The sequence below is a fragment of the Comamonas sp. AG1104 genome (genome assembly GCF_003350425.1).
Classification (GTDB): Bacteria; Pseudomonadota; Gammaproteobacteria; order Burkholderiales; family Burkholderiaceae_C; genus Comamonas; species Comamonas testosteroni.
Genome location: NZ_QQAS01000002.1, coordinates 219,931 through 241,889, shown reverse-complemented (window position 1 = coordinate 241,889; position 21,959 = coordinate 219,931). Strand labels below are relative to the sequence as shown.

Below are 21,959 nucleotides of genomic sequence, written 5' to 3'. Positions count from 1 at the left end.
AGGCTGCTCAGACCGCGCTGGTTTGCGGCAAATGGGGATAGCGCACACCGGCCAGACCGTCCAGTCCAAACTCGGCGAGCAGTTGGTGCAGGCGTTGCGCCGCACTGCGCTTCTTCTGCCCTGTGTAACGAGCCACAATCAGCTCGTTCTTCATGCTGTGCTCCCAGCCCACCAGCTCGGTGACCGTGACCTGGTAGCCGCAAGCCTCCAGATACAGACAGCGCAGCACATTGGTAATCTGACTGCCCATCTCGCGAGTGTGGATCGGGTGACGCCACAACTCGGCCAGCGGAGTGCGCGCCAGACTCATGGCCTTGGTCTGACGCAGGCATGCAGCCACCTCTGCCTGACAGCAAGGCACCAGCACCATGGCCTTGGCCTGTTTTTCCAGCCCGAAGGCTATCGCATCATCAGTCGCCGTATCGCAGGCGTGCAAGGCCGTGACCACATCGAACTGCGAAGGCATGAAGTCTGCTCGCGTGGACTCGGCCACCGACATATTGAGAAACTCCATGCGATCGAAGCCAAGTTCAGTCGCCAACTTCTGAGACGCCTCTACCAGCGGTGCACGCGTCTCGATACCGAAAATCCGGCCCTGAGCCAAGGCCTTGAAATACAGGTCGTAAAGAATGAACCCCAGATAGGACTTGCCCGCACCATGGTCAGCCAGTGTCACGGCATGCCCATCCTTGGACAGCTCGGTCAGCAAAGGCTCGATGAACTGATAGAGGTGATAGACCTGCTTGAGCTTGCGGCGCGAATCCTGATTGAGCTTGCCCTCGCGCGTGAGGATATGCAGAGCCTTGAGCAGCTCAAGGCTCTGACCGGGCTTGAGCCCCAGCTGCTCGGCGATATCAAGTGCCCCTGCTTTGGCGGGCTTTTGCGGGCTCTGCTTTTTATCGGTCTTGCCCATCACTTCTCTGCCTTCGTCTGACCATGTCCAGTCACAGGGCAGCGAGCCCCGACATCCAGGTCCAGCCAGCCCTCGATGCCGATCTTTTCCAGCGTTTCCATATTGCGCTCGTAAATCGTTTCGGCTTCCGGAAACACCTCCACCGCCTTGTCGATGCTGTCTTCGCGCAGCAAGTGCAATATGGGATAGGGAGCACGATTGGTGCAGTTGGTAACGTCGTCCACATCCGTGCCCTCAAACTGAAATTGAGGATGAAACGAGGCGACCTGCAAAATACCCCCCAGATCCAGCTCCTCGATCATGGCATCCGCCACTTCAAGAAAGTCATTGAAATCCAGAAAATCCTGAAGGGCATGGGGCAGTATCAGCAGTGTGGTGTCGCGCTTTTCTGCGTTGGCTTCGGCCAGGGCCTCAAGCTCGCGATGCAGAGCCTCGGCAACAGCCTCCGCATCGGTCGCATCGCTGACGGCATAGTGGATCTGAGCCTTGACATGCACGCCTTTGGCGAAAGGGCACAGGTTGAGACCTATCACGGCCTTTTCCAGCCAGCGCACGGTATCCGCAATCACAAGCTCTGGCGGGAAAGCCTGATCGGCGATGGTTGAAGTTTCGGTCATGACAGGGCCCTCCAAAATGCAAACGGGGGCCATCGCCCCCAAAGAATGCGCACTGGGCGGGAAATATTCCGGCTCTAGATACACAGAAGCATTATTTTAGCGATCCGGCCTGTGCAATGCTCGCCAATGCCCGCAAGACCGTTGGCGAGCGTCCCTCAGGCCTCGCCCAGCAGCCTAAGCCCAGTGATGCGCTCATGCTCGCGCGCTGCATAGCGATCTGTCATGCCCGCAATAAAGTCTGCCACCACTCGCGCACGTTCATGCAGGGTAGTGACGATATGGGCACGCTGAACAAAGCGCGGCTTCATGCGTTCAGGCTCCACCATATAAGCGGCAAACAGCTCTTTCACAACTTGCTGGGCACTGTTCATGGTCTGCATGACTTGAGGGTGCCGATAGAGCTGCCTGAACAAGAACTGCTTTAGCACCAGGGACTGCGCTTTCATCTCTTCGCTGAAACCGATCAGCGTCCGGCCGTGCTGACGAACCTCCTGCACCGAGCGCACAGCCGCCTGCTCAATACCGACCTGTGAGTGATGGATGACGTCATAGACCTGGTCACTGAGCATGCGGCGAATGCTCTCATAGAGCAGCTTGCGCTGGGCATCCGGCAGAGCCAGATCGGGCCACTGCGCCAAAGTGGCCGCATGGTAGCGAGCAAACAAAGGCACGGCATCGCGTAGTTGGGCCATGGTGATCAAACCCGACCGAACGCCATCGTCGACATCATGGGCGTTATAGGCAATCGCATCCGCCAGATTGCATAGCTGAGCCTCCAGAGAAGGCTGAGTGCCGTCCAGAAAACGCTGAGCCACGCCGCTGGGCTCCCGTGCATTCAGCAATTGCGCATTGCTGAGCGAGCAATGCTTGAGAATTCCCTCGCGCGTTTCAAAAGTCAGGTTCAGACCGTCAAAGGCAGGATAGCGCTCCTCCAACCTATCCACTACACGCAGACTTTGCAGATTGTGCTCAAAACCGCCATGGGGCTTCATGCACTCATTGAGCGCATCTTGCCCCGCATGTCCAAAAGGTGTGTGCCCCAGATCATGCGCCAGACAGATGGCTTCAACCAGGTCTTCATCCAGCCGCAAGGAACGCGCGATGGAGCGCCCCAGTTGCGCCACTTCCAGAGAATGCGTGAGCCGGGTTCGGAACAGATCGCCCTCATGGTTCACAAAAACCTGGGTCTTGTAGACCAGCCTTCTGAAGGCCGAGGAGTGAACAATGCGATCCCGATCGCGCTGAAAGTCGCTGCGCGTGGGAGCCGGGGGCTCAGCAAAGCGACGCCCGCGGCTTTGCTGGGGATGGCAGGCGTAGGAAGCCAGAGCGGTCATGCAAATTGCCTCAACAACTCAATGCAATGACTCTAACAGCTATGGGCTTGCGTCCCCCCAAGGGTCTGCTCACATAGCGCCATCCATCAAGCGCAGCAACTCTCTATCACTTCACGCACCAGCGCGTCGGGCGCCGACCTCATCACCGCCTTGCCGGGACCATCGATCAGCACAAAGCGGATTTCACCGGCTTCGGATTTCTTGTCGACCCGCATCAGCTCCAGATAGCGACCCGCATTGTCCTGGGCATCAATGACCGCCGCGCGCACCGGCAAGCCTGCTCGCTCAATCAGCTTGCGCAGACGCGAGACAAAGCTCGCCTCCACCAGGCCCAGACGCTGGGACAGCTCCGCTGCCATCACCATGCCTGCCGCCACACCCTCACCGTGCAGCCAGTTGCCGTAGCCCATGCCGGCCTCGATCGCATGACCGAAGGTATGACCAAAATTGAGAATCGCGCGAAGACCCGCTTCCTTCTCGTCCTGCCCCACGACCCAGGCCTTGATCTCCACACTTCGCTTGACGGCATGGGCGAGCAAGTCGCGATCGCGGCGCAGCAGGCCATCCATGTTCTGCTCAAGCCAGTCGAAGAACTGCATATCGGCAATAGGGCCGTATTTGATGATTTCCCCCAGACCTGCGCTCAACTCGCGCTCGGGCAGGGTATCGAGCGTAGCAAGATCGCAGAGCACCAGTTGCGGCTGATAGAAAGCCCCAATCATGTTCTTGCCCAGCGGGTGGTTGATGGCAGTCTTGCCCCCCACCGAGGAATCGACCTGGGACAGCAGCGTGGTCGGCACCTGCACAAAAGGCACGCCACGCATATAGCTGGCGGCAGCAAAGCCCGTCATGTCCCCCACCACACCGCCACCCAGTGCAAACAGCACCGTCTTGCGGTCGCAACCATGCTGCAGCAGGGCATCAAAAATCAGGTTCAGAGTCTGCCAGTCTTTATGCGCTTCACCATCGGGCAACACCACCTCGTGAACCTGGGCGTATTGGCCACTCAAGGCCTGCTTGAGCGCAGACAGATAAAGCGGGGCCACGACATCATTCGTCACGACCAGAGCCGCCGCCGCCTTGGGCAATGCCTGCCAAGTGGAGCTCTGGGCCAGCAAACCCTCTGCAATCACGATGGGATAGCTGCGCTCTCCCAGATCAATATGCACCGTTTCCACGTTCAACCTCTCTCAAAATACATAGCAGGAACCCCACGCAGTGTATTGACCAACAAGCTTTTATGCGCAATCAGGAATGCTGACCGAGTTCAATCTGCATGGCCACTCGCTGAGCCACCTGCGCGGCGGACAGGCCGCTGCCCGCCACCACAAAATCCGCCACTTCCTTGTAGAGCGGATCTCTGATGGCATGCAAATCCAGCAAGCGCTGCAAAGGATTGTCCACTTGCAGCAAGGGACGCTGAGTATCCCGCTGCAGGCGCTTGGCAATTTCATGCGGTGATGCACTCAGATAGACCACCTGTGCATGCCCGGCCAGCTCTTGCCTGTTTTCAGCCTTCAGCACGGCACCGCCACCTGTGGCAATCACCGTTTTCTCAGGTCGCGCCAGCAGCGCTGCCAGCACCTGCTGCTCTACATCCCTGAATCTGGCCTCGCCTTCCTTGGCAAAAAAATCGCGAATCGTGCAGCCGATATGCTCTTCGATGGCCACGTCCACATCCACAAAAGGCATAGACCAACGCTTGGCCAAATAGCGTCCGATGGTGGATTTGCCGGAGCCTGGCAAGCCCACAAGGGCAATATGAAATTTCTTTAGAACAGTCATCGCGTTACCGTCATCCGCCAATCTGGCCAGCCCATGATTCTCGCAGCCCGCAGATATTACAAATGAAAAGGCCCGCATCAACTCGTGCGGGCCCTATGCAAAAACTGATAACAGTTATTTGCTGGTGCTGCGCACCTGGCTCAGCATCTTGGGAGTGATGAAAACCAGCATTTCGCGCTTGCTCGAAGCCTTGGTGTTGCTGCGGAACAAATGCCCCAAAACAGGCAGATCTCCGAACAGCGGCACCTTGTTGAGCTGGTTGGTCTCCTCCAGCTCAAAGATACCGCCAATCACCACGGTGCCACCATTTTCGACCAGCACCTGGGTCTTGACATGCTTGGTATCAATGGCGACGCCCTGAGTCGTGGTCTCACCGCGGCTGTCCTTGTTCACATCCAGATCCAGAATGATGTCGCCTTCAGGGGTGATCTGCGGAGTCACCTCCAGCTTCAGCACTGCCTTCTTAAACGAGATCGTCGTGGCGCCATTCGGTGCCGTCACGGAGTATGGGTATTCCGTGCCTTGCTCGATCAATGCCTTGTTCTGGTCTGCTGTCACCAGACGGGGGTTGGAGATGATCTTGCCGTCACCTTCTGCTTCCAGAGCGGACAGCTCCAGCGACAGGAAACGCGTCATCGAGCTATTGAACACAGAGAATGCGACCTGACCCACAGTGTTGATTCCCGAAACACTGGCTGGCAAGTTGACGAAATTGCCGCTGGGGAACTTGGAGCTTGATCCCGATCCGCTATCAGGCAGGAACTGAGATGAGGTCATGGAGGCATTGCTGCCGACAGCCCCTCCGCCAAACTTCACACCCAGCGAACGGCCAAAGGTATCGCGTGCCTCCACAATGCGGGCCTCGATCATGACCTGGCGTACCGGCACATCCAGCGTTGCCAGCAAAGCCTTCATTTCTTCCAGCTTGGTCGGCGTATCCGTCACAAACAGCTGATTGGTTCGTGGCTCGGAAATGGCGGAGCCGCGCGACGACAGAAAGCGCGTGCTGGACCCTGTACTGCCTGCACCACCGCCGCCTGTCGAAGTCGTGATCTGCTGCAGAATGTCCGCCGCCTTCGCATAGTTGAGCTGGAAGCCTTGCGTGCGCAGAGGCTCCAGCTTCTGGATTTCCATGGCAGCTTCGTAATCACGCTTAGTACGTGCGTCAATCTCGTCCTTGGGAGCGATCCAGAGCACGGAGCCGGACTTGCGCATACCCAGCCCCTTGGCATCCATGATGATCTGAAGAGCCTGATCCCAAGGGACATCCTTCAGACGCAGAGTCAAGGCACCTGTCACCGTATCCGAAGTGACGATATTGAAGTTGGTGAAGTCCGCGATGACCTGCAGCAAAGAGCGCACTTCAATATTCTGGAAATTGAGCGACAGCTTTTCGCCGCTGTAGCCCGGGCCTTGCGTCAACTTGCTGGTGTCGACCTTTTTCTGGCGCACTTCCACCACGAACTGATTGTCGCTCTGGTATGCGCTGTGTTCCCAATCACCCACGGGGTCAATGCGCATCCGAACACGATCACCTTGCTGAGTGGTCGAGATCGTTTGCACAGGCGTACCGAAATCTCCCACATCGAGCTTCTTGCGCAAATTTTCGGGCAGGGCTGTACGCAGGAAGTCCACTGTCAGGCCCTTGCCCTCCTGCCGCAGATCCACCCCCACCTGGCTGCTGCCAAGGCTGACTACAACCCGGCCGGAGCCATCGCTACCACGGCGAAAGTCGATACCGCGAATCGGAGCTGCATCAGAGGCTGCCGTCTTGTTCTCAAACACCGGAGCCATGACAGGAGCCGCAGCTGCAGCGGTTGTCGCAGCACCTGCGGGATCAAGCAAGATCAGCAAAGATTTGTCCTGGCGCTGCAGCCGATAGGTGGTAGCCGTCTTCAGATTCAACACCAGACGTGAGCGACCCGATGCTTCCACCAGATTTGCCGAACGCAGATTGCCCTGATTGAATTCAAGCAACGACTTGCCTGAGCCATTGCTCACACCCGGAAAATCCAGAGCGATACGCGCCGGAGACTGAACCACGAATCCGGTCGGGTCGGCAGCCAGCGGTTCGGACAGCTCAACACGGACGACCTCGGCGCCTGACTGCAAAGCACCTGTAACAGCCTCAATGCGGGCTTGCGCCCAGGCTGCCGAAGAAAGCAAAAGGCCGCTCAGGGTCAGACCCCAACGGGCCTTCGCCATAGTGCTGCGATTAATACCCATCATTTGCCAACCTCCTGCAACTCCAAAGTGCTTGTTCTTTCAATCCAGTCACCACCGCCATCCTGGACAATTTCTCTTAGCTGGATGGAGTTTTCCGTAATCTTGGTGATCTTTCCGTAGTTCTGCCCCAGATAGTTGCCGACACGTACCTGGTAGAGCAGACCGCCGACGTTGACCAAGGCCGTGGGCACGTTCTTTTTATCGAGACTGCCCACCATGGTCATCGTGTCCAGCGGCTCGGCCTCCAGCGGCTCCTTGCGGCGACTCAGCTCAGGCGTGAGCAACGCCGTGCTGATGTTGGATTGCGCAGACTCCTTGCGCAGCACCTGGATCAGCTTGAGCGAATTGAAGGGCTCCATGCCATCAGCCCCTGTATAGGCCTGGGGTTTGAAAGGCTTGGGCTCCTCCAGAGGAGTCACGCGAGGCCTGGCATTGGCCCGCTCCTGGGCCATCCACTCACGCAGTTGATCCTCCTCGGAGGAGGTGCAGCCCGCCAGCAAAGCACTGCTCATCAGGACCAGCCAGACAGGGCTCAAGAATGCTCTGCTCATTTCTTCCCCTTGGCCGCGTCACGCTGCGCCCTGACTTCGTCCGCATCCAGATATCGGAATGTCCGTGCCGTGGCATCCATGGACAGCACATCCGTGTCCTTGCCGCCCGGGACGATGGACAGATTGTTCAAGGTCACGATACGGGACAGGAAAGCGATATCCGAGGCAAAAGCACCGATGTCGTGATAGCGCCCCGTCACCTTCAGGGTGATTGGCAGCTCGGCGTAGTACTCCTTGGTCACCATGGCGCCAGGGCGGAATACTTCAAACTGCAGACTGCGTCCCAAGCCTGCCTGGTTGATATCGGAGAGCAGAGCAGCCATCTCCGCCTTGCTGGGCAGTTGCTTTTCCAGCTGCATCACATACTGCTGCACCTGCTCGCGCTGCTTCTTCAAGCCCTCCAGACTCACCGCCTTGATCATTTTCCTGGAGTAGTCTTCGCGCAGAGTCACCTCGGTCGCACGCTCGGCGTCCAGCTCTGCCTCGTAATCTTTCAGGATGACGAACCACAGCAAGGCAGCGACAGCGACTGCAACAGCCACATACAGCAGTGCCTTGGGCAAGGCAGGCCAGACCGAAGGATCATTGGGATCCAGATTCCGGAATTGACGCTGAACTCTCTCTTGCAGTGCAGCGAAGTCTATGTCCAGAGATTTCTTCTTTTTTGCCATTACTGCGCCTTCACAGAGGAGCTTGCAGCAAGCAGGTTTTTCTCCGCATCGCTGGTCCTGGTCAGATTGAAGCGCAATGTGAATGCAGCTGCACGGCGCTTATCCTTGGCAGTCACATCAACCGTCTTGGCCACAATTTCCATCAGCTCCGGCTTGGAGAACCAGGGCGAGCCATCCGAAAGATTGCGCAGCATCTCGGAAATACGCTCATTCGACTGCGCAGTTCCCTGCATGGTCACCGACAGGCCTTCTTGCTTGATGCTGCTGATGTAGACACCGTCCGGCAGTTGCTTGACCAGCTCATTGAGCATGTACACCGGCAGATTGCGGTCGGACTGGAGATCCTCCACCGCCTTCTGTCGTGCACGCAGAGCGGTGATTTCAGCCTCAAGCCCCTCGATTTCCTTGATCTGTGTCTCCAGGACCTTGATTTCGGAGCGCAGCAGATTGTTCTTGTTCTGCTGGCCCTCGATCATCATCTGGAAGTACCAGTAAATCAGTGCTGCGATCAGCAGTCCACCCAGTGCGCCCAGCACCATATTGACCTGAAACGCTTCTTTACGGCGCTTCTTGGCAGCTTCTCGGTGCGGTAAAAGGTTAATCAGTATCACTCTTGAAACCTCCGCATGGCCAAACCGCAAGAGGTCAGATAGGACGGTGCTTCACGCGCCATCCTCTTCAGACGCACGCCGCTGCCAATTTCCATGCCTTCGAAAGGATTGGCAAGACTGCAGGCACACCCAGTCTGCTGGCTGACGGCATCCACCAGCCCCGGCAAGGACGACGACCCACCTGCCAGCAAAACATGATCGACGCGGTTATAGGGAGTACTCGTGAAGAAGAACTGCAGCGCTCGCGCCACTTCCTGGGTCAGGCTTTGCACGAAGGGCTTGAGCACACCAGCCGCATAGTCGTCCGGCAATTCGCCGCTGCGCTTCTTGGCTTCTGCCTCTTCCGGAGAAAAACCGTACTGGCGCGCAATCAGCTGGGTGAGCTGTGCACCGCCAAAGGCCTGATCCCGCTCATACAGCACCTCGTCATTGCGAAGCACCTGCATGCTGGTAGTCATTGCCCCCACCTCGAATAGCGCCACGACAGCGTCACGCCCGGCATTGGGCAAACGCGACACCAGGCGCGTTGCCGCCATTCGGGCCGCGTAGGGCTCGATGTCGATCACTATGGGCTTGAGACCGGCAGCCTCGGCCAGGCCCTGACGGTCCTGCACTTTTTCCTTGCGCGATGCAGCGATCAGCACATCCAAATCGCCAGGCGACGCCACCGACGGGCCTATGACACAGAAATCCAGGCTCACCTCATCGAGCGAGAACGGAATGTATTGATTGGCTTCGGACTCGACCTGAACTTCCATCTCCAGCTCGGTCAAGCCGGCTGGCAAGGTGATCTTCTTGGTAATCACAGCAGAGGCTGGCAGCGCCATGGCCACCTGCTTTGTACGCGTTCCGCTTTTCTTGACCAGACGGCGCACTGCCTCCGCTACCTCATCAAATTTCTCAATATTGCCGTCGGTGATCCAGCCTTTTTCAAGAGGCTCAATCGCACAACGCTCCAGTTGCCACTCGCCGGATTTGCTTTTGGCCAGCTCGACCAGCTTCACGCTGGAGGAGCTGACATCAATGCCAAGCAAAGGTGCAGGCTGACGGCTGAATAAAGAACTCAGAGCAATCAACATGCCCCCCCAAGTTTGTAAGAATGGAAACAAAAGCCAGCAATACCCCGGGATCCTAGCAGCAAGCTATAGCAGCACATGCTTTGCTGCAGCGCTTTGCACCGTATTTCGTGGTCAAAAAAACACAAACTTGTGTAACGTCAAACCGCAAGAACCTCAGCCCTTGCACATACTAGTGCTTACCCTGTGATTTAGGATCCAATCAAAGCGCGGCCTCTGTCCTGCCGCCACGATGCTTTTCCGGGCGGCATTTCTATAATGCCCCACCCCTTGCCAATACTGCGAAATGCCGCCATCAGAACATTCTGCTCACCAGGCACCTGCGCCTGGGTCTCAAACTCCCAAAAAACGCATGCACTGGCTGCCGCGTTCCATTTTCTGGCTGATCGGACTTGCCGTCGCCGCTGCCCTGGCCGTTTTGCTGGCCGTGGCCGTAGCGCTTGCCATGGCGTACCCCAATCTTCCAGACGTCTCCGAGCTTGCAGACTACCGTCCCAAGCTACCGCTGCGGGTGTACTCCAGCGAAGGCGCTCTGCTGGGCGAATTTGGGGAGGAACGTCGTACCCTCACGCCCATCAACGAGATCCCCAAGGTCATGACGGATGCGGTGCTGGCCATCGAAGACACCCGCTTCTTCGAGCATGGCGGCGTGGACTACAAGGGCATGCTGCGTGCTGCGCTGGCCAACCTGGGCAAGGTCAAGAGCCAGGGTGCCTCCACCATCACCATGCAGGTCGCGCGCAATGTCTACCTCTCCTCCGAGAAGACCTATACACGCAAGATCTACGAAATACTGCTGACCTTCAAGCTTGAGCACCTGCTCACCAAGGAGCAGATCCTCGAGATCTACATGAACCAAATTTTCCTTGGCAACCGTGCCTATGGCTTTGCAGCAGCCTGTGAAGCCTATTTCGGCCATCCGCTCAAGGACATCACGGTGGCCGAAGCCGCCATGCTGGCCGGCCTGCCCAAGGCTCCATCGGCCTACAACCCGATCAGCAACCCCAAGCGCGCTCGCATCCGTCAGCTCTACATCATCGAGCGCATGGAGGAAAACGGCTTCATCACCGCAGAGCAGGCCAAACAGGCCCGCGAAGAGCCGCTCAAGCTGCGTACTGCCGCCAATTCGACCCGCGTACATGCGGAGTACGTGGCTGAAATGGCCCGTCAACTGATCTTTGCCCAATACGGAAGCGACGCCTATACCCGCGGCCTGAACGTCTACACCACCCTCAATGCCGGTGAACAAGAGGCTGCCTACAAGGCATTGCGCGAAGGCATCATGAACTACGAACGCCGCCAGAAGTACCGCGGCCCCGAGAAGTTCATCACTTTGCCCAGCAACGCTCAGGAGCTGGAAGACGCCATCGACGATGCCCTGGCCAATCATCCCGACAACGGCGATGTGGTTGCGGCCGTGGTGCTGGAAGCATCGCCTCGCAAGATCGTCGCGGCCCGTGCGGACGGTACCCATTTCGAGATCACGGGCGACAACCTCAAGCCCGCCGAATCCGGCCTCAGCCCCAAGGCACCGCCCAATATCAAGATTCGCCCCGGTGCCGTGATCCGCGCCATCAAGAACGCCAAGGGTGCCTGGGAAATCACACAGCTGCCCGAAGTCGAAGGCGCTTTTGTGGCCATGTCCACGCAAACTGGTGCCATCCGCGCGCTGATCGGTGGTTTCGACTTCGAAAAGAACAAGTTCAACCACGTGACCCAGGCCTGGCGCCAGCCGGGCTCCAGCTTCAAGCCCTTCATCTACTCGGCGGCGCTGGAGCACGGTTTCTCGCCTTCCACCATGATCAACGATGCGCCGATCTTCTTCAGTGCAGCAACCACCGGTGGTCAGCCCTGGGAGCCCAAGAACTACGACGGCCGCTACGACGGCCCCATGACCATGCGCACGGGCTTGAACAAGTCCAAGAACATGATCTCCATCCGGTTGCTTCAGGCCATCGGTCCGAAGACCGGACAGGAATGGGCGACGCGCTTTGGCTTTGACGCCGCCAAACAGCCCGCCTACCTGACAATGGCCCTGGGCGCCGGCTCCGTCACGCCGCTGCAGATGGCGGGAGCCTATTCGGTGTTTGCCAACGGCGGCCACCGCATCAACCCCTGGCTGATTGCCCGCGTGACAGACCACAAGGGTCGCATCCTCTCCGAGTTCACTCCACCCGCGGTCAAGGAGCTGCCCCAGGCCATCCCCGAGCGCAATGCCTTCCTCACCGGCACCCTGCTCAATGATGTGGCGCGCGTGGGTACGGCTGCACGTGCCCAGGCCACACTCAAGCGCCCCGACCTTTATGGCAAGACCGGCACTACCAATGACTCGGTGGACGCCTGGTTTGCCGGCTACCAGCCCAGCATTGCCGCTGTCTCCTGGATTGGCTACGACACCCCGCGCAACCTTGGTTCGCGCGAAACCGGTGGCGGCCTGAGCCTGCCCATCTGGATCAATTTCATGCAGCACGCACTCAAGGGTGTGCCGGTGGCCGAAGTACAAACCCCGCCTGGCGTGGTCAATATGGGCGGCGACTGGTATTACGAAGAAAACGCCCGCAACGGCGGCGTCTCCAGCCTCGGCATGGAAGGCGCCTCCGACCCGAATGCAGGCGGCAGTGCCGGCCCGGGGGCCACCCAACCGCCGGCCGCAGAGGAGCGCAGCCGCATTCTGGACCTGTTCAGAAACTAAGCCCTCACAAAGCAAAAAGCCTGCCTCTCGTCGAGGCAGGCTTTTTTTATTCCAGCACCACGAATGCTCAGGCCAGAGCCTTGAACTCCAGAGCCATGCCCGACTGCTCGCTCGCATATTGCGTCAGATTGGCAAAGAACTCGCCAGCACCCTTGGTGTCCAGCCAGACCTTCTTGTCTTCGTCAAAGCGATAGTGAAAGCCGCCAGCCTTGGCCGCCAGCCAGATTTCATGCAGGGGCTTTTGCTGGTTGATGACAATCTGGCTGCGATTGGCAAACACCAATGTCACCATGCCGCCCACGCGCTGGGCATCAAGGTCGGCATCGGTTTCGTCATTGATGCGATCACAGCATTGCTCCACAGCCAGCAGAAGTTGGTCGGCGCGGTCCAGATATTCAAGGTCAGTCATTACAATTTGCCCATGTTGAAAGCCAACCAAATTTTAGTCAGGAGCATTGCCCTTGCGGCTTGTGCGGCGTCCCTGGCAGCACTTTCCGCCTGCGGGCAAAAAGGCCCGCTCTATCTGCCTACAGATCCTGCGGCGCAGGGTCGCGCCACGCTGCCTGAAACACTGGGCATTTCCACCAAGCCTTCCAGCGCGGCAACACCCGCAACGAAAGCCATGCCGACAGAGGCGGACGAGATACCCCAGACCGATGCCAAGCCCAAGCCCTGAGGCTTGATGCACGTCAACATGGAGCCCGGACTTACTCTCTAGAGTGATGGCATCTTGTCCTTTGACAAACTGCCATGTCCATTGAGCTCTATCGCGACAAAAACCACATCTGTCTGATGTTCACCGACCTCATCGAGGAGGACGGCCAGGCCATTCAGGCCAACCAGTTCCTGATTGTGGACCACGGCACGGGTGCCATCATTGATCCCGGTGGCAACCTGGCTTTCAATGAGCTGTTCATGGGCATGTCGCGGCATTTCCCTCCGCAGAAGCTCGCCTATCTGATTGCCTCGCATGCCGACCCGGACATCATCGCCTCGCTGGATCGCTGGATGAGCAGCACCCGCGCACAACTGGTCATCTCGCGCATCTGGGAACGCTTTGCACCGCACTTTACCAAAGTGGGCAAGACGGAAAACCGCGTCATTGGCGTACCTGACTCGGGTGGGCGCCTGCCCTTGGGCAATACCGAGCTGGTGCTGCTGCCGGCGCATTTCCTGCATGCAGAGGGCAACTTCCACTTCTACGACCCGATCAGCAAGATTCTGTTCACGGGCGACCTGGGCGTCTCCCTGACCACCGGCGCAGAAGCCCAGAAGCCCGTCACCGACCTCGGACCGCATATTGCACGCATGGAAGGCTTTCACCGCCGCTACATGGTCTCCAACAAGATTCTGCGGCTGTGGGTACGGATGGCGCGCCAGCTATCCATAGACATGATCGTGCCCCAGCATGGCGCCCCCATCATGGGCAAGCAGGCGATTGCCGACCTGTTCAACTGGCTCGAAGGCCTGCAATGCGGCATCGACCTCTTCGACCAGCACGCCTACCAGCTTCCTTCAGCAGAGATCGACCCGGTTTCGCGTCAGATACGTCCGCCGCTGCGCGCTGTGGCCGGTTGATTTCCTCTGAGTGCACGCAGCACTCGCCAGCCCAGCAAGGCTCCGAGAATGGCCGCATAGACGGCCACCTCGGCAAAATTGTTCTTGCCGGCGCGCATCCAGAAAAAATGCAGCAAGGCCAGTGGCGCCGCCACATAGACCGCGCGGTGCAGCCACTGCCAGCGCTTGCCGCCCAGGGCCCTGAGCATGAACTTTGGCGAGGTGACCGCCAGCACCAGCAGCAGCAGCCAGGTGCTGAAACCCACCAAGATGAACGGGCGCTTGGGGATATCGGCCACGATATCGCCCCAGTCCAGCCCCATGTCGAACCAGGCATAGCAAAGCAGGTGCAGACAGGCGTAGAAGAACACATACAGACCCAGCATGCGCCGGTAACGCACCAGCAGATTCCAGCCGCTGATCTGGCGCAGCGGCGTCACCGCCAGAACGATGCAGAGAAAACGCAGAGTCCAGTCGCCCGTGCTGCGCAGCAGGGCTTCAGCCGGATTGGCCCCCAGCGCATCGGTAAACGCCGCATAGAGCAGCCATGCGCAAGGCAGCAGACACAGCGTGAAGACCAGCGGCTTGGCCCAGGGCTTGAGCAACCAGGCCTGCATCAGTAGAACTTCTTCAGGTCCATGCCCGCATACAGCGACGCCACCTGATCGCCATAGCCGTTGAACAGCAGAGTCTTGCGGCGCTTGGCGAACAGCCCGCCCTCACCGATGCGCCGCTCGGTGGCCTGGCTCCAGCGCGGATGATCGACCTCGGGATTCACATTCGAATAAAAGCCGTACTCGTTGCGTGCCGCCTTGTTCCAGGCCGTGCCGGGCTCCTTGTCGGTCAGGCGGATTGCCACCAGCGACTTGGCGCTCTTGAAACCATATTTCCAGGGCACGACCAGGCGCAGCGGCGCACCATTCTGGTTGGGCAGGACCTCGCCGTACATGCCGAAGGCCAGCAGCGTCAACGGGTGCATGGCTTCATCCAGTCTCAGGCCTTCGGTATAGGGCCAGTCCAGCACGCCGCTTCTGAGTCCTGGCATCTGGGCCTTGTCGGCCAGGGTGACGAATTCCACATACTTGGCGCCGGACAGCGGCTGCACTTTCCTCAGCAGTTCGGACAGCGAATAGCCGACCCAGGGGATGACCATGGACCAGCCTTCCACGCAGCGCAGGCGGTAGATGCGCTCTTCCATGGGCGCGAGCTTGAGCAGGCTGTCGATGTCCAGGGTCTGGGGCTTCTGCACCAGGCCTTCGATACGCACCGTCCAGGGCCGGGTCTTGAGCGTGCCGGCATGACGCGCCGGGTCGTCCTTGTCCAGACCGAACTCGTAGAAATTGTTGTAGCCCGTGGCGTCCTTGTAGGCCGTGGCGGCCTCCACCGTCATCGCTCCGGCAAGCTTGCTGGGCTGGCCCTTGAGGGGCGGCAGGCCGCCGCGTTCGGTCGCCGCCCATGCATCGCGGCCGGCCCAGCCTGCCAAGGTGGCGCCCGCAGCGCCCATGGCCAGGGTCTGCAGAAAATCCCGGCGCTGCAGGTATTGGGTCTGAGGCGTGATCTCGCTGCCCAGTGGATGTTCAAAGCCTTGGTTGCGGTGACGTATCAGCATAGGAATGCTCCCAAACGACGATCAAGATTAGTGCGATTTGGAAGCCCTCTGCGTCAGCAAAGTTCCTCCGAATTTCTTAATAAAAAAGGAGCTGCTTGCGCTTGATGATCAAAGATTTCAGACTGTTTTCAATCTGAAATCCTTATTCAGTCAGCGCAAGCAGCTCCTGTTTTTTTGGAGTGCCTGATGCGAGGCCTACAGCTCGCCGTAGCTGTGCAGGCCCGACAGAAACATGTTCACGCCCAGGAAGGCAAAGGTGGTGACGGCCAGACCCGCCAGCGCCCACCAGGCAGACACCGTGCCGCGCAGGCCCTTCATCAGGCGCATATGCAGCCAGGCCGCATAGTTGAGCCAGACGATCAGCGCCCAGGTTTCCTTGGGGTCCCAGCTCCAGTAGCCGCCCCAGGCCTCGGCCGCCCACAGAGCACCGAGCACGGTGGCGATGGTGAAGAAGGCAAAGCCCACGGCGATGGCCTTGTACATCACGTCGTCCAGAATCTCGAACGAGGGCAGACGGGCCGCAATGCGCTTGCGCGAGAGCAGGATGCCGGCCACGATCAGGGCCGAGATGCCGAAATACACCATCCAGTAGCTGCCGCCGTTCTCGGTCGCGCCCTTGCGAAAGACGATGGGCTCGAAGCACAGCACCACGCCCAGCAGCCACAGCGGCGCAAGTTTGTACCACTTGGTCTCGGTGGCCTGCTGCTTGATCAGATAGGCAAACGCCACCATGGCCGACAGCGCAAACGTGCCGTAGCCGATGAAGTTGGCGGGCACATGCAGCTTCATCCACCAGCTCTTGAGGGCTGGCACCAAGGGCTGAATCTCATGGGCCTGGCGTACCAGCGTGTACCAGAGCAGAAAGCCCACGGCCGCGCTGACCACCAGCATCACAAAGCCACCCAGGGCACGCGTGTCGTAATGCTGCTCGTAGTACAGATAGAAGATGGCCGTCATCCAGCAGAACATGACGAACACTTCGTAGAGATTGCTGACGGGGATATGGCCGATGTCCGGGCCCAGCAGATAGCTTTCGTACCAGCGCACCATGGTGCCGATCAGCGCCATGGCGACGGCCAGCCAGGCCAGGCGCGAGCCCAGCAGCGACATGACCGAGCGCTCGCCCTTGGCGAACACGCCTATCCAGTAGAAAGCCGTGCTGATGAAGAACACCATGCTCATCCACAGGATGGCGGACTGGCTGGAGAGGAAGTACTTCAGCCCGAAGACGGTCTCCGACCGTGCCAGTTCGCCGCCATCTCCTCCCTGGTACAGGCCGATGGCCATCAGCGAGAAGCCGGCCACGGTCAGCATCAGCACTGCCAGCGGGCGCCAGAACCAGCCCATCCAGATCATGGCCGGGATGGTCGCCAGCAAAATGCCCTTCTCATACACATCCATGTAGGCGGCATAGCGCTGCAGCGCATAGCCCAGGCCCACGGCCACCACGACCGCGAACAACCAGTCAAACCAGTTGCGGCGGGCGAAATAGCCTTCGTTCAAAGTCAATGTCGTGGTTGCGGTGTTCATACAGAACCTCCGGGAGTCTTCTTTTGTAAGGGCTTGGCCCCGATCAGCTTGTCAGCCAGCATGGCGAACTCGCGGTCGCCATCCATGGTCTTGCGGTTGGTGGACAAGGCCATGTTCGCATGGCTGCCGCCATTCGCGGGGGTCAGCCAGATCCAGATGCGGCGGTCACGCACGTACAGCATGGCAAAAACGCCGATGATCAGGAAGAGGCAACCCAGGTAAACAATGTTTTTACCGGGAGCTCGCGCCACCTGGAACACGCTGGCCTGCACCTGCTTGAAGTCCTGCAGCATGAAGACAACGGGTGCCGGATAGAACTGCGCGTCGCTGAGCGAGAACACCGATTGCGTCATGAAGGCCTGGGTCTTCTCGTCGTTGTCGAAAGGCTTGAGTCCTGCCTGCTGGCGCACCTGCTGGGCCAGCTCGAACAGAACGCCGTTGAGAATCCGCACCAGCACCTCGCCAGCGCGCTCGCGCTCGGCCTCGGGCACATTGCTGTCCATGAAGTCCGATATCGCCTGCAGACCACCGAGCTGGCGGCCATCGGGACCCTTGAGCTTGCTGTCCTGACCGGCAAACAGCTCCAGCGCCTTGAGAGCGGACTGCGTCAGCGGCTCGGCCAGCTCGGGCTTGGAGACATCAACCGCCCGCTGCACATAGGCACGCGCCGCCTTCTCGGCCTGGGCCTTGTTCTGCATGGCCTGGCGCAGCTGCATGAAGGTGTTCATCGTGCCTTCAGGATCGGCAGGCACGCGCAGATAGCGCATCTGGTCAGCCTGGTTCTCACGCACTCCAAGCAGGAAGACGGGCTGGCCCTCGCCCGTGTCCACGGGCAGCATGTAGTTCTGGAACTCGCGCGCCTGACCCGAGGCATCGCGCAGCTTGTAGCCCACGCTGGGGCCGATATTGCGCAAATCCTTTTTGTCCGTGGTCTTGTGGGCCGCGCCCAGGCGCTCGTCGATGGCCTGCCTCAGATCGACCTTGCGCACATCGGTGCCTGCGCCCTTGTCCTGGCCGCCGAAGTTCTCCACATTGATGGTGCGCAGCGCCGTGTACTCCAGCGTCACCTTGTCCTGCTGCCCATCGGCCAGCTTGCGCACAAACTCGGTGGAGTTGCCGATCACGCCCTCCACGTCGAAGGGTTGGGAGACGCCATCCATGGGCACGGCATGGAGCTTGACGCTGGAGCCGCCGTCATCGAAGCTGCTCTGATAGATCTCGATGCCCTTGTAGCTGGCCGGATGGTTCACTTCCACGCGCTTTTCCAGCTTCTCACCCGTGGCGCGGTCGTGGATGACAATATCGCTGGCAAACAGCTTGGGCATGCCGGTGGAGTAGTACTCCACGATGAACTTCTTGAGTTCCACCGAAAATGGCAGATCTTGCAGCAAGATGCCATCCGATTGATTCAGGATGGCAGTGCCGGACTGCGTCCCCTCGGACACCATGAGGTTGCCTCGGAAGGTCGGATTCTTGATCGACAGACGATGCTCTGGTGCCACATCCGAGATCATGCCGCCGCCGGTATAAGGCGTTTTGCCGCCCAGCAGCATCTGGGCCCGCACGATGAGGTCGCCGTCAAACAGCCCGCCGATACAGATCAGTACGATCGCACAGTGCGCGGCGATATAGCCCAGCTTGTTGGCCGCACCGGCCTTGGCTGCCAGCATCCAACCGGTACCGGGCCCGGCCGCCGTGTCACGCTGCTGCATCTTGACCTTCCAGCCGCCAGAGGCAAGTTGCTGGCCGATGCGCTTGGCCGCCTCCTCGGTGCTGCCCGCCACATCGGCCTCGGCGCGATGGTGGAAAGCCTTGAGGCTTTGTTCGCGGAGGTTTTCCTTGTAGTTGCGGATGTCGGCCAGATATTTGGGGGCATGGCGGCTCACGCACAGCGAGGTGCTGATGACCAGGAAGGCCAGAATCAGCAAAAACCACCAGGCGCTGTAGACCGCATTGAGCTTCAGCGCCAGAAACAGCTGCGCCCAGAAGGGGCCGAACTGGTTGACATAGTTGACCAGCGGTTCATGTTGCTTGAGCACCGTGCCGATGACCGATGCGATGCAGATCACCGTGAGCAGTGAAATCGCAAAGCGCATGGAGGCCAGCAACTCCAGAGTCGCGCGCACTGCCTGTGAGCGAGAGGAGTCACGATCGCGAAGTGGAAGGTCTGACATGAGGATGAGATAGAGCCGAACGCAAAAAGGCGGGCCATCTGCTGAACTAGCCGATGGGCCCGCCTGACTTGGGGGGTGCCAGATGCCTGAAAGTTCCCGAAGTCACCCGCGCATCTGGTAAAAAGGATTTTTAACGCAAGCCAGCTATATAGTCTGCCACGGCCTTGATTTCGCGATCATTAAGCTTGGCAGCAACCTGGGCCATGGGAATGCTATTGCTGCGCTTGCCGTCGCGGAAGTCCGTCAACGACTTCACGGTGTAATCCGCATGCTGCCCCGACAGACGCGGGTACTGGGCCGGGATGCCGGAGCCGTTGGGGCTGTGGCAGCCCGCGCAGGCGGCAATCTGGCGCTCCTGGATGCCGCCGCGGTAAATGCGCTCGCCCAGGGCGATGGAGTCCTTGTCCTTGGAGAAGCCGCTCTTGGGTGCCTGGGTATGCAGCCAGGCCGCAATGTTCTGCATGTCACCATCGCTGAGCGTGGAGGCAAAGCCCTTCATCACCGGGTCGTTGCGCTTGCCATCCTTGAACTCGCGCAGCTGCTTGACCAGATACTCGGGGTGCTGGCCTGCCAGCTTGGGCTGCAGGGGAATGGTGGAATTGCCGTCTGCGGCATGACAGGCGGCGCAAACCGCCCCATAACTGGCTTGCCCTTTGGCAGCATCCGCCTTCACAGGTGTTTCTCCCGCCGAAAATGCGGGGAAGGCAGGTGCTGCGAAAATGGCAGCAGTCAGCAAAGAGGCAAGCAACTTCATATCAAGGGGCTGGGTCTATTGTTGAGAGCGCGAATCCGTCAAATTCTACAATGGGCCTCCCTGAAATAGTTACCGTCATGACCCATGCTTCCCCGGATACCACTGCCGGAAAAACACTTTCTTTGATCGACAGCAAGCTTGCGATGGGCTGGATGCACACCGCACGTTTTTTCACGACCGCGGCCCAGCTCAACCAGTTGCCCAAAGTCGACGTTCCCGAGATTGCCTTCGTCGGCCGCTCCAACGCCGGCAAATCCACCGCCATCAATACGCTGACCCAGCAAAAGCAGCTGGCTTTCGCCTCCAAGAAGCCCGGCCGCACCCAGCACATCAACCTGTTTGCACTGGGCAAGCAGGGCGTGACCGATGCTGTGCTGGCCGACTTGCCCGGCTATGGCTACGCGGCCGTCTCCCGCACCGACAAGGAGCGCTGGCAGCGCGTCATGCTCAACTATCTGATGAGCCGTGAAAGCCTGTCCGCCGTGGTGCTGCTGTGCGACCCGCGCCTTGGCCTGACCGAGCTTGACGAAGCCCTGCTGGACGCTATCCGTCCGCGCGTGGAGCAAGGTCTGAAGTTTCTCATCGTGCTGACCAAGGCCGACAAGCTGACCCGCGCCGAGCAGGCCAAGATCCTGTCCATCACCAAGCTCAATGCGGGCGGTGGTGAGGTGCGTCTGTTCTCCGCCCTCAAAAAGCAGGGGGTGGACGATGTGGCCCAACTGCTGTGGCACTGGTGCCACCCCGAGGGATTGCCCCAGGCAGGTTTGCCCCAGGCGGGAATGCCCCAGGCTGCTCCCGTCACCCAAGCGACGCCCGCGGACGAGACACCTGCACAAAATCAGCCATAGGCGCTTATCTTGCAAGCGCCAGGAGCTACAAAAAGGAGAGCTTCATGGTCACGACTTGCATGCATACCCTGTCCACAGGGGTTGAACTGGAATGCCGCACCAGCGGCCAGCCGGGTCAGCCCCTGTTGCTGTTTCTGCACGGCTTTCCCGAAGGAGCCTTCATCTGGGATGGGCTGCTTGAGCAGTTTGGCGGCCACTATCGCTGCGTGGCGCCCAACCTGCGCGGCTATGGCCGCTCCAGCCAGCCCACGGCCATCAGCGACTACCGTGCCAAATACCTGGTGGAGGATCTTGCCGCCCTGATTGCGCTGGAAAGCCCTGCCAAGCGTGCTGCCTGCGTGATTGCCCATGACTGGGGCGGCGCCGTGGCCTGGGGCCTGGCCAACCGCTACCCCCTGCAGCTTGAACGGCTGCTCATACTCAACTCCCCGCATCCCGGCAGCTTCTTGCGCGAACTTCAGTCCAACCCCGTGCAGCAGTCCGCCAGCCAGTACATGCATTTTCTGCGCCGGCCCGATGCGCCCGAGCTGCTGGCCGAAAACGGCTGGCAGCGCATGCTGGGATTCTTTCAGAACCCCGACGGCAGCACGCCCGCATGGCTGACGCCCGAGCGTCAGCAGCAATACCGCGAGCATTGGAATCTGGGCGTACACGGCGCCTGCATGTTCTACGCTGCCAGCCCGCTGGTGCCGCCCCGACCCGGCGGTAGCGCCGATGAGCTGCAGGACATTCGCGAGCTCAGCCTGCCCGATGAGATGCTGCACATCCCTGTGCCGGTGCGCATTCTCTGGGGGGACAGCGACCTGGCACTGCAACCCGCTTTGCTGCATGGGCTGGAGCATTGGGTGCCGCAGCTGGAGATAGAGCATCTCCAAGGCTGCAGCCACTGGGTGGTCCATGAGAGGCCCGAGGCCGTAAAGCGCGCCCTGACCGAGTTTCTTCTGACGCCAGGTCGCTCCTGAACAAGAAAGCAGCCGGCTTCTTTCCACCTGGGCTTTCAAGCCGCTTTGA

At 59.6% G+C, this 21,959-nt stretch carries 21 protein-coding genes; 5 read left to right on the top strand and 16 right to left on the bottom strand.

The features are described from left to right. Positions 1-7: 7 nt before the first annotated feature. The 10 genes from DFO48_RS05705 to DFO48_RS05660 form a co-directional block, all read right to left on the bottom strand. On the bottom strand, positions 8-913 hold the full coding sequence (locus DFO48_RS05705; protein ID WP_114862823.1) for an SAM-dependent methyltransferase: 906 nt from the start codon (positions 911-913) through the stop codon (positions 8-10). Beyond that, positions 913-1,530, bottom strand: coding sequence for a DUF1415 domain-containing protein (locus DFO48_RS05700; protein WP_003062011.1), 618 nt, complete (start codon positions 1,528-1,530; stop codon positions 913-915). The genes DFO48_RS05705 and DFO48_RS05700 overlap by 1 nt, the downstream gene beginning before the upstream one ends. Positions 1,531-1,685: 155 nt before the next feature. Further along, positions 1,686-2,864: a deoxyguanosinetriphosphate triphosphohydrolase gene (locus DFO48_RS05695; RefSeq protein WP_114862822.1), complete on the bottom strand. Its 1,179-nt coding sequence runs from the start codon at positions 2,862-2,864 to the stop codon at positions 1,686-1,688. A gap of 86 nt (positions 2,865-2,950) precedes the next feature. After that, a complete protein-coding gene (gene aroB / locus DFO48_RS05690; RefSeq protein WP_003074134.1) occupies positions 2,951-4,048 on the bottom strand; it encodes a 3-dehydroquinate synthase in 1,098 nt (365 codons plus the stop codon). Positions 4,049-4,112: 64 nt separating this feature from the next. Continuing rightward, positions 4,113-4,649 carry a shikimate kinase gene (locus DFO48_RS05685; RefSeq protein ID WP_114862821.1) on the bottom strand — a complete coding sequence of 179 codons (537 nt, stop codon included), beginning with the start codon at positions 4,647-4,649 and terminating at the stop codon, positions 4,113-4,115. 114 nt (positions 4,650-4,763) lie between these two features. Then, entirely contained in the window at positions 4,764-6,878 is a 2,115-nt protein-coding gene (pilQ, locus tag DFO48_RS05680; protein ID WP_114862820.1) for a type IV pilus secretin PilQ, read from the bottom strand. Further along, a complete protein-coding gene (locus tag DFO48_RS05675) occupies positions 6,875-7,426 on the bottom strand; it encodes a pilus assembly protein PilP (RefSeq protein ID WP_114862819.1) in 552 nt (183 codons plus the stop codon). Before DFO48_RS05675 ends, pilQ begins: the two co-directional genes overlap by 4 nt. Then, the gene (locus tag DFO48_RS05670; protein WP_114862818.1) at positions 7,423-8,097 is read right to left on the bottom strand and encodes a type 4a pilus biogenesis protein PilO; all 675 of its coding nucleotides are present in this window, start codon (positions 8,095-8,097) and stop codon (positions 7,423-7,425) included. Before DFO48_RS05670 ends, DFO48_RS05675 begins: the two co-directional genes overlap by 4 nt. Beyond that, positions 8,097-8,708, bottom strand: coding sequence for a PilN domain-containing protein (locus tag DFO48_RS05665; protein WP_034348279.1), 612 nt, complete (start codon positions 8,706-8,708; stop codon positions 8,097-8,099). The genes DFO48_RS05670 and DFO48_RS05665 overlap by 1 nt, the downstream gene beginning before the upstream one ends. Then, positions 8,705-9,787, bottom strand: a complete 1,083-nt coding sequence (locus DFO48_RS05660) for a pilus assembly protein PilM (protein ID WP_370449556.1) — start codon at positions 9,785-9,787, stop codon at positions 8,705-8,707. The genes DFO48_RS05665 and DFO48_RS05660 overlap by 4 nt, the downstream gene beginning before the upstream one ends. A 349-nt stretch (positions 9,788-10,136) precedes the next feature. Here DFO48_RS05660 and DFO48_RS05655 point away from each other — a divergent pair, with 349 nt between their 5' ends. After that, positions 10,137-12,476: a penicillin-binding protein 1A gene (locus DFO48_RS05655; RefSeq protein WP_003074149.1), complete on the top strand. Its 2,340-nt coding sequence runs from the start codon at positions 10,137-10,139 to the stop codon at positions 12,474-12,476. A gap of 67 nt (positions 12,477-12,543) precedes the next feature. On the opposite strand, the gene cyaY is transcribed toward DFO48_RS05655, so the two are convergent. After that, positions 12,544-12,885, bottom strand: coding sequence for an iron donor protein CyaY (cyaY, locus tag DFO48_RS05650; protein WP_003061987.1), 342 nt, complete (start codon positions 12,883-12,885; stop codon positions 12,544-12,546). Between the two features lie 12 nt (positions 12,886-12,897). Here cyaY and DFO48_RS05645 point away from each other — a divergent pair, with 12 nt between their 5' ends. Continuing rightward, a complete protein-coding gene (locus DFO48_RS05645) occupies positions 12,898-13,152 on the top strand; it encodes a lipoprotein (RefSeq protein ID WP_003074151.1) in 255 nt (84 codons plus the stop codon). A gap of 74 nt (positions 13,153-13,226) precedes the next feature. Then, on the top strand, positions 13,227-14,054 hold the full coding sequence (locus DFO48_RS05640; RefSeq protein WP_114862817.1) for an MBL fold metallo-hydrolase: 828 nt from the start codon (positions 13,227-13,229) through the stop codon (positions 14,052-14,054). Here the strand turns inward: DFO48_RS05640 and DFO48_RS05635 are convergent. From DFO48_RS05635 to DFO48_RS05615, 5 genes are all read right to left on the bottom strand, one after another. Next, entirely contained in the window at positions 14,018-14,650 is a 633-nt protein-coding gene (locus DFO48_RS05635) for a sulfite oxidase heme-binding subunit YedZ (RefSeq protein WP_114862816.1), read from the bottom strand. The genes DFO48_RS05640 and DFO48_RS05635 overlap by 37 nt on opposite strands. Then, a complete protein-coding gene (msrP, locus tag DFO48_RS05630; RefSeq protein ID WP_003074158.1) occupies positions 14,650-15,642 on the bottom strand; it encodes a protein-methionine-sulfoxide reductase catalytic subunit MsrP in 993 nt (330 codons plus the stop codon). The genes DFO48_RS05635 and msrP overlap by 1 nt, the downstream gene beginning before the upstream one ends. 195 nt (positions 15,643-15,837) lie before the next feature. Then, on the bottom strand, positions 15,838-17,172 hold the full coding sequence (gene ccsB / locus DFO48_RS05625; protein ID WP_003058739.1) for a c-type cytochrome biogenesis protein CcsB: 1,335 nt from the start codon (positions 17,170-17,172) through the stop codon (positions 15,838-15,840). Continuing rightward, positions 17,169-19,346 (bottom strand): cytochrome c biogenesis protein ResB, encoded by a 2,178-nt coding sequence (locus tag DFO48_RS05620; protein ID WP_034348280.1) that lies wholly within the window; start codon positions 19,344-19,346, stop codon positions 17,169-17,171. The genes ccsB and DFO48_RS05620 overlap by 4 nt, the downstream gene beginning before the upstream one ends. A gap of 130 nt (positions 19,347-19,476) precedes the next feature. Further along, positions 19,477-20,100, bottom strand: a complete 624-nt coding sequence (locus DFO48_RS05615) for a c-type cytochrome (protein WP_114862815.1) — start codon at positions 20,098-20,100, stop codon at positions 19,477-19,479. A 77-nt stretch (positions 20,101-20,177) separates the two neighbouring features. Between DFO48_RS05615 and yihA the strand changes: the two genes are divergently transcribed. Next, positions 20,178-20,948, top strand: a complete 771-nt coding sequence (gene yihA / locus DFO48_RS05610) for a ribosome biogenesis GTP-binding protein YihA/YsxC (RefSeq protein WP_042437473.1) — start codon at positions 20,178-20,180, stop codon at positions 20,946-20,948. 44 nt (positions 20,949-20,992) lie between these two features. Then, positions 20,993-21,910 (top strand): alpha/beta fold hydrolase, encoded by a 918-nt coding sequence (locus tag DFO48_RS05605; RefSeq protein WP_114862814.1) that lies wholly within the window; start codon positions 20,993-20,995, stop codon positions 21,908-21,910. Positions 21,911-21,959: the final 49 nt, after the last annotated feature.